This is a genomic window from Marinobacterium jannaschii DSM 6295, assembly GCF_000620085.1.
GTDB lineage: Bacteria > Pseudomonadota > Gammaproteobacteria > Pseudomonadales > Balneatricaceae > Pontibacterium > Pontibacterium jannaschii.
Genome location: NZ_KK211064.1, coordinates 225,622 through 232,006, shown reverse-complemented (window position 1 = coordinate 232,006; position 6,385 = coordinate 225,622). Strand labels below are relative to the sequence as shown.

General features: G+C 58.7%; 6 protein-coding genes. All 6 read right to left on the bottom strand.

Annotation, left to right across the window (positions count from 1 at the left end; all coding sequences use genetic code 11):
* Positions 1–114 precede the first annotated feature (114 nt).
* Positions 115–1,599, bottom strand: a complete 1,485-nt coding sequence (locus Q354_RS0116945) for an aldehyde dehydrogenase (RefSeq protein ID WP_027858632.1) — start codon at positions 1,597–1,599, stop codon at positions 115–117.
* A 26-nt stretch (positions 1,600–1,625) separates the two neighbouring features.
* The gene (gene aspA, locus Q354_RS0116940; protein ID WP_084332646.1) at positions 1,626–3,476 is read right to left on the bottom strand and encodes an aspartate ammonia-lyase; all 1,851 of its coding nucleotides are present in this window, start codon (positions 3,474–3,476) and stop codon (positions 1,626–1,628) included.
* 266 nt (positions 3,477–3,742) lie between these two features.
* Positions 3,743–4,687, bottom strand: coding sequence for a LysR family transcriptional regulator (locus Q354_RS0116935; protein WP_027858630.1), 945 nt, complete (start codon positions 4,685–4,687; stop codon positions 3,743–3,745).
* Positions 4,688–4,871: 184 nt separating this feature from the next.
* Positions 4,872–5,309, bottom strand: a complete 438-nt coding sequence (locus tag Q354_RS0116930) for a 3-phosphoshikimate 1-carboxyvinyltransferase (protein ID WP_245601072.1) — start codon at positions 5,307–5,309, stop codon at positions 4,872–4,874.
* 86 nt (positions 5,310–5,395) lie between these two features.
* Positions 5,396–5,929 (bottom strand): MerR family transcriptional regulator, encoded by a 534-nt coding sequence (locus Q354_RS0116925; RefSeq protein WP_027858628.1) that lies wholly within the window; start codon positions 5,927–5,929, stop codon positions 5,396–5,398.
* Positions 5,930–5,952: 23 nt separating this feature from the next.
* On the bottom strand, positions 5,953–6,372 hold the full coding sequence (locus tag Q354_RS0116920; RefSeq protein ID WP_051560226.1) for a hypothetical protein: 420 nt from the start codon (positions 6,370–6,372) through the stop codon (positions 5,953–5,955).
* Positions 6,373–6,385 lie beyond the last annotated feature (13 nt).

Here is a 6,385-nt window from a genome sequence, read left to right as displayed (position 1 = left end):
TGTTGGGTTGTCGCTGCGCTCCGTAACCCAACCTACAGGTCCATTGATCCACGGTTGCCGTTTCTCGTTCCCACGTTCGCGTGGGAACGAGACCATAGACCAGGATGAACAGGTTTATGCCAGTTTGATCCAGGTAGTCTTAAGCTGGGTGAACTTATCCAGGGCGTGCAGCGACAGGTCGCGGCCAAAGCCGGACTGCTTGAAGCCGCCGAACGGGGTGGAGAAGTCCAGTGCATCCATGGTGTTAACCGATACGGTACCGGCGCGCAGCTTGCGCGACACCCGGTGGGCACGGTTGAGGTTGCTGGTCCAGAGGGAGGCAGCCAGGCCGTAGATGGAGTCGTTGGCGATGGCGATCGCTTCCGCTTCGCTGTCGAAGGTCAGCAGCGCGGCAACCGGGCCAAACACCTCATCGCGGGCGATGCTCATCTGCGGGGTGACGCCATCGAAGATGGTCGGCTCGACCACGGCACTGGCTTCATCACCGATACCCCCGGTCAGCATCTGCGCGCCCTCTGCATTGGCCGCCGTGATGCACTTACGCACATTGCAGGCGTGGTTATGGTCGATCAGCGCCCCCACCTGGGTATCGGCATCCAGTGGATCACCTACCTTCATGGAGCGGGCCTTGGCGAGGAATTTCTCGACAAACTGATCCTTGATGCTGCGCTCAATCAGGATCCGTGAGTTAGCGGAGCAGACCTCGCCCTGGTTGAAGAAGATTCCCATCGCCGCGTGTTCGACCGCCGCATCCAGATCACAGTCGGCAAAGATCAGGTTCGGGCTTTTGCCGCCGGTTTCCGGCCATACCGGCTTCATATTGGATTCGGCGGAGTAGCCCATAAACAGCTTGCCGACTGCGGTGGAGCCGGTGAACACCAGGCAATCCACATCCATATGCAGGCCCAGTGCGCGACCGACGATATGGCCGTGGCCCGTGACCACGTTGAGCACGCCATCCGGGAAACCGGCTTCTTTCGTCAGCTCAGCCAGGCGCAGCGCGGTCAGCGGCGACTGCTCGGCCGGTTTCAGCACCACCGAGTTACCGCTGATCAGCGCCGGAGCCAGCTTCCAGGCGGCGATATCGAGCGGGAAGTTCCAGGGTACGACGGCAGCCACGACGCCGATCGGCTCGCGGGTGATGGTGGCGATGTTATTGCCATCGGTCGGTGCCACTTCGCCATAGAGCTTATCCACCGCTTCGGCATACCAGTCGAAGCAGGCCGCGGAGCCCGGGATATCGATATTGACCGCATCCTGCACCGGCTTGCCGACATTCAGGCTCTCCAGCAGTGCCAGCTCTTCCAGGTTTTCGCGGATCAGTGCTGCCAGCTTCTGCATCACCGCCTTGCGCTCACCCGGTGCCTTATCGGCCCAGATACCGCTATCGAAGCTGCGGCGGGCTGCCGCCACGGCACGGTCGACATCCGCTTCGGTACAGGCCGCAGTAGCCGCCAGCAGCTCTCCGCTGGCCGGGTTGATGGTGTCATAGGTGCCTTTGTCGCTGGCATCGACAAATTCGCCGTCGATAAAGGCCTGGGCCTTCAGACTGATCTGCTGCTGTTTGTTCAGCCAGTATTCTTTGTTCTGTACAGTCATTGTTTGCTCCATTCAGGTTCGCACGCTCAGACGGCGTTGTTGGTCACAAGGCTCTTTGGCATGCGACGGGGGGCGGTCATGTTTTCGACACTCAGTACGTCATCCAGCTCGGCCGGGGACAGCAGGCCTTCGGACAGTACGATATCGCGCACACTCTGATTCTGATTGACCGCCTGCTTGGCGATACGACTGGCATTCTCATAGCCGATATAGGGATTCAGTGCGGTAATGATGCCGATGCTGTTGTTCACCATATCGAGGCAACGTTCACGGTTGGCGCTGATGCCGCGGATACATTTCTCACCCAGGGTGTTGATGGCGCGGATCTGCAGGCGCAGGGACTGCAGGACATTGAAGGCAATGACCGGCTCCATCACATTAAGCTGCAGCTGACCTGCTTCGGCGGCCATGGTGACGGTGATATCGTTGCCGATCACCTGGAACGCCACCTGGTTGACCATCTCCGGAATCACCGGATTGACCTTACCCGGCATGATCGAGCTACCTGGCTGCATCGGCGGCAGGTTGATCTCCTGGAACCCGGCACGCGGGCCGCTGGATAGCAGTCGCAGGTCATTACACATCTTAGACAGTTTGACGGCGTTGCGTTTCAGCACGCTGGAGAAGGTGACGAAGGCGCCCATATCGGAGGTGGCTTCGATCAGGTTATTGGCCCGCTTCATCTCCTTGCCGGAGATCTGGCACAGCTCTTCGATTACCAGGCTGGAGTACTCCGGATCACTGTTGATGCCGGTGCCGATCGCCGTGGCGCCCATATTGATCTCGCGGAAAAACTCCACCACATCCTTGGCTTCTTCGATATCTTCCTTAACCGTCGAGTACCAGGCATCGAACTCCTGGCCCAGGGTGATCGGCACCGCATCCTGCAGCTGGGTGCGGCCCATCTTCACCACGTCGGAGAACTCCACCGCTTTCTGCTTCAGCTCGTAGCAGAGGCCGGACAGCGCCGATACGTACTCCTGGTGACTGAGCAGTATCCCCAGCCGGATCGCCGTCGGATAGGCATCGTTGGTAGACTGGGACAGGTTGACGTGGTTATTGGGGTGCAGCTGCTGGTAGTCGCCCCGGGCATAGCCAAGGATCTCCAGGCCGCGGTTGGCGATCACCTCATTGGCGTTCATATTGGTCGAGGTACCGGCACCGCCCTGGATTACATCCACCACAAAGTGATCGTGCCACTGACCGGCGATAATCTCGTCACAGGCCTGACTGATCGCCGCAGTCCGGGTGTCATCCAGCAGGCCCAGCTTGTTGTTGGCGCGGGCGGCGGCTTTCTTCACCATCGCTAATGCGTTCACCAACTGCGGGAAGTGCTTCAGCTTGATACCGGTGATGGCGAAGTTCTCCTGCGCCCGCAGGGTCTGGACACCGTAGTAGGCGGACTGAGGTACATCGCGCTCGCCCAGCAGGTCTTTCTCACGTCGGGTGCTCGGTGCCACAACCGCCAGCTTCAGCTGCGCACGGCGCTGGCCCTGCCAGCTGAGCAAACGTGCCGCCAGCGCAGCCTGGGCACAGTTGCCAGCGAGCCACTGCTGCAGCGGTGCGGCCTCGACAAACAGGATGCTGGCATCGGAGAGTGCCTTCAGTGCATGAAGCGGTTGCTGCTGGCCCTGCAGACCATCCAGCTCATTCAGCAATACCGGCGCGGCAAGGCGTGCCTGCCGCTGTGGCAGACGCTGTTCCACTTCACCACTGAGCAGAATTGCCAGGGCTGAGTGGTCTTCACGGGCTGCCACCTGGCTGCCCTTCTTCAGCTCGCGCAGGGTACAGAGCTTCAGCAATGCGGCAAAAGCGTCGCTCTCCAGTGCCTCGCACGCTAAAACGGACTTGATCAGTTTCTTGTTATTGGCATTCATTTTTGTCTCCGATACCGCGGGGTATCGTCAGGCTGGTCATTATTAAAAATTCGAAGAAGCTGTTCGAAAAATTGCTAAGACCAGCCTAAAAAGGGCGCCTGCATTTGTAAAATATTAAAATTTTTAGATCTGAATCAGTTTTTTTGATACTAACAACCAAAGCGACCCGAGCTGAGCCAGAGCGGCAGGAGCAGAATTGTCAGGCTGGATAGCCTGTGTGGGGGCATGGGGACAGCCCGGAAAGCTGCCCCGTCAATCAGAAGGGGTTAACGCAGGGCTTCAAAAAAGCGGCTGTCGGTAAAGACGGTTTCAGACAGGGAGCTGCAATGCGCTTCCAGCTGCTTGATAAAGGCATCGGCTGCCGGTGTCAGGCGGTACTGGGCCAGTCGTGCCACCCCCATCCGCAGCGGTCGTAGCTTCTCCGTCAGCGGGATCGCCTTAAATTCAGTGCCATCCAGGGCCAGGTTATTGGCCAACGGGGTATTAAACAGCGAATAGCCGAAGCCGTTGGCGACCAGTCCGCGCACCATCCCCAGGGATTGCGCCTGATAGGCAAAGTCCGGCTCCAGATCGAGACTGAGGAACAGCGAGAAGAAATACTCCCGGCTCATCGGCCAGTCCAGCAGCACCATCGGGTGCTCGGCCAGGTCGCGTAACGACACTTCATCCTGATCCGCCAGCGGATGATCCTTAGCCACCACCGCATAGGGCGGAAACTCCAGCAGCGGTTCAAACTCGATATCGTTCGGCAGCTGCAGGTCGTAGGTCAGCGCCAGCTCATACCGGCCATCATGCAGGTCCTGAATAATGTCCTTCTGGTGCTTTTCGTCACACTGCACATTCACCGACGGGTAGACGTCAGTAAAGCGCTTCATCAGCAGCGGCATCAGGATCGGGGTAAAGGTAGGAAAGCCGACAATGCGCAGGGAACCCGCGACCTCATGTCCCAGGGTGCTGGCGTAATGCGCCAGGCCATCTGCCTCACCCAGAAGTTGCTTAGCCTTGCGGATAAACTGCTGCCCGGAGGGCGTCAGTGACAGGCCCTGGGCATGGTGACGCACAAACAGCTGCAGCCCGGTGACATCCTCCAGATGCAGGATCGCCGATGAGATTGAGGGTTGGGATACATGCAGGCTTTCTGCCGCCTTGGTCACGCTGCTCATCTCGCCAGCCACAACGAAATAGCGCAATTGCTTCAGTGTAAAACGCATAGAACCGGTACCTTTATTATCGTGGAGCCGCCGCTGGTTAGCAGTATGGCGCCAAAATGGCGCAGCATCCCCTTATGCATCAAAAATACAGAAACAAGATTAAAAGTAAATTTGAAAAACCTATTTAGAGCAGAGGGCATAGCAAGCCAGCGCGGCAGTTCTGCGCCGTGGGTTCAGCAGAGGCTCAGAGAAAATTGCCCTTAAACCAGCCCCAGATACCCAGTGAGAAACCGGGGAAGAGGTCAATCCCCATGGCGGACTTGATCAGGTAAAGCACCAGCAGCCCAAGGGCGGTGGAGAAGCTCAGGAACAACGCCAGGATACTGGCATGGGCCAGCGCGGCGGCGCGTTTCTCGGCACGGCTCAGTTCGCGGCGGTTGCGGCCCAGCAGGAAGACGTAGTAATAGCGCCAGCGCCAGATATTGAGGGTGCCACGCAGGTCGACTGGGTGCTTGCCCCACTTGCGGGCGCCGAAGGCAACCTTCAGTGCCGCCAGCTGCTCTTCGCTAAAACTGTCGCGCAACTCTTCCGGCAGGCGTTCTATCAGCCCCTTTTCAAACCAGTCCCGTTGCTGCGCCTCGTTTTGCTGCTGCATCCTTTCAAGCTGTTCCAGCTGATCCATCACCTGCTCCCTCTGCTGCCACTGTCCATAAGGCCCTGATAACTGAGCGGCTATTATGTCGCCAGAGACAGGCGACAGGAAAGGGCTTATTGCGCTAAGCCCTGTTGCGACCAGGCACGAATCTCGGCGATCTCGGCCGTATCGATCCCCAAGGATTCGAGGAAGTCCTGATGCGCTTCCGGCATATCGCGCTCGAACTCGATATGCCAGCGTTGCATCGCCGCTTCATCCAGTCCCGAGGCGCGCAGTATCTTGACCCATTGCGCCTTATCCATCACCCGCGATTGGCTCAACTGGGAGGCATTGCCCAGCAATTCGACCACCAACTGCTGTTGCTGGCGCAGCTGGCTGATCTCATGGTTCAGATGCTGCAGGCGCTGCTCCAGAATCGCCGTTGGCTGGTCATGGCTGCCATCCAGCAGGCTGGCGATCTCCTGCAACGACAGGCCGGCATCCTTGTAGAGTTCAATCTGCTGCATGCGCTGGCGATCTGCCTCGGTATAGAGACGGTAATTGCTGTTGCTGCGTGCCGAGGGCCGCAGCAGGCCGATACGATCGTAATAGATCAGGCTGCTGCGGGAGATGGCAAACTGCTTTACCAGCTGTCCGATGGTGTACATCGTGGTTTCCTTAACGGCGTTGATCAGTCGATGGGCTTCAGGTCCGGCGCCACAAAACACTGTCGCGCCCTGTCACTGTGCAGGCATTCCGGGCTGTAGTGACAGTGTACAACGGCCAGCGCATCAGCGAGCAGATCCGGGTTGGCCTCGATAAAGTCGTTCCAACTAGCACTCGGCTGAATCGCCATCCGCTGCGCCATAATCCGCAGCAGCGCTTCGGTCAGGGTCTGATGGAACTTGTCGGCCGCACCGAGGTGACAGGCATAGGCATTGATGCCGCGGCAGACCCGGCTAACCGCCCCTTCCAGACCGGAGAGGCGCAGACAGATCCAGCCCAGGCGCAGATGGCCACGATGATTGAACTGCTCCGGCGGCAGGCTAAGCGCTTCAAACTGTTGCAGGAAAGCACTGTCGCTCAGTGCAGATGCGTTCTGGATAGGCATAACGGCTCCTCAA

What these genes read in the sequence shown, in the direction of transcription:
- Q354_RS0116945 (WP_027858632.1), bottom strand. Translation starts at nt 1,599, where the DNA reads ATGACTGTACAGAACAAAGAATACTGGCTGAACAAACAGCAGCAGATC.
- aspA (WP_084332646.1), bottom strand. Translation starts at nt 3,476, where the DNA reads ATGAATGCCAATAACAAGAAACTGATCAAGTCCGTTTTAGCGTGCGAG.
- Q354_RS0116935 (WP_027858630.1), bottom strand. Translation starts at nt 4,687, where the DNA reads ATGCGTTTTACACTGAAGCAATTGCGCTATTTCGTTGTGGCTGGCGAG.
- Q354_RS0116930 (WP_245601072.1), bottom strand. Translation starts at nt 5,309, where the DNA reads ATGGATCAGCTGGAACAGCTTGAAAGGATGCAGCAGCAAAACGAGGCG.
- Q354_RS0116925 (WP_027858628.1), bottom strand. Translation starts at nt 5,929, where the DNA reads ATGTACACCATCGGACAGCTGGTAAAGCAGTTTGCCATCTCCCGCAGC.
- Q354_RS0116920 (WP_051560226.1), bottom strand. Translation starts at nt 6,372, where the DNA reads ATGCCTATCCAGAACGCATCTGCACTGAGCGACAGTGCTTTCCTGCAA.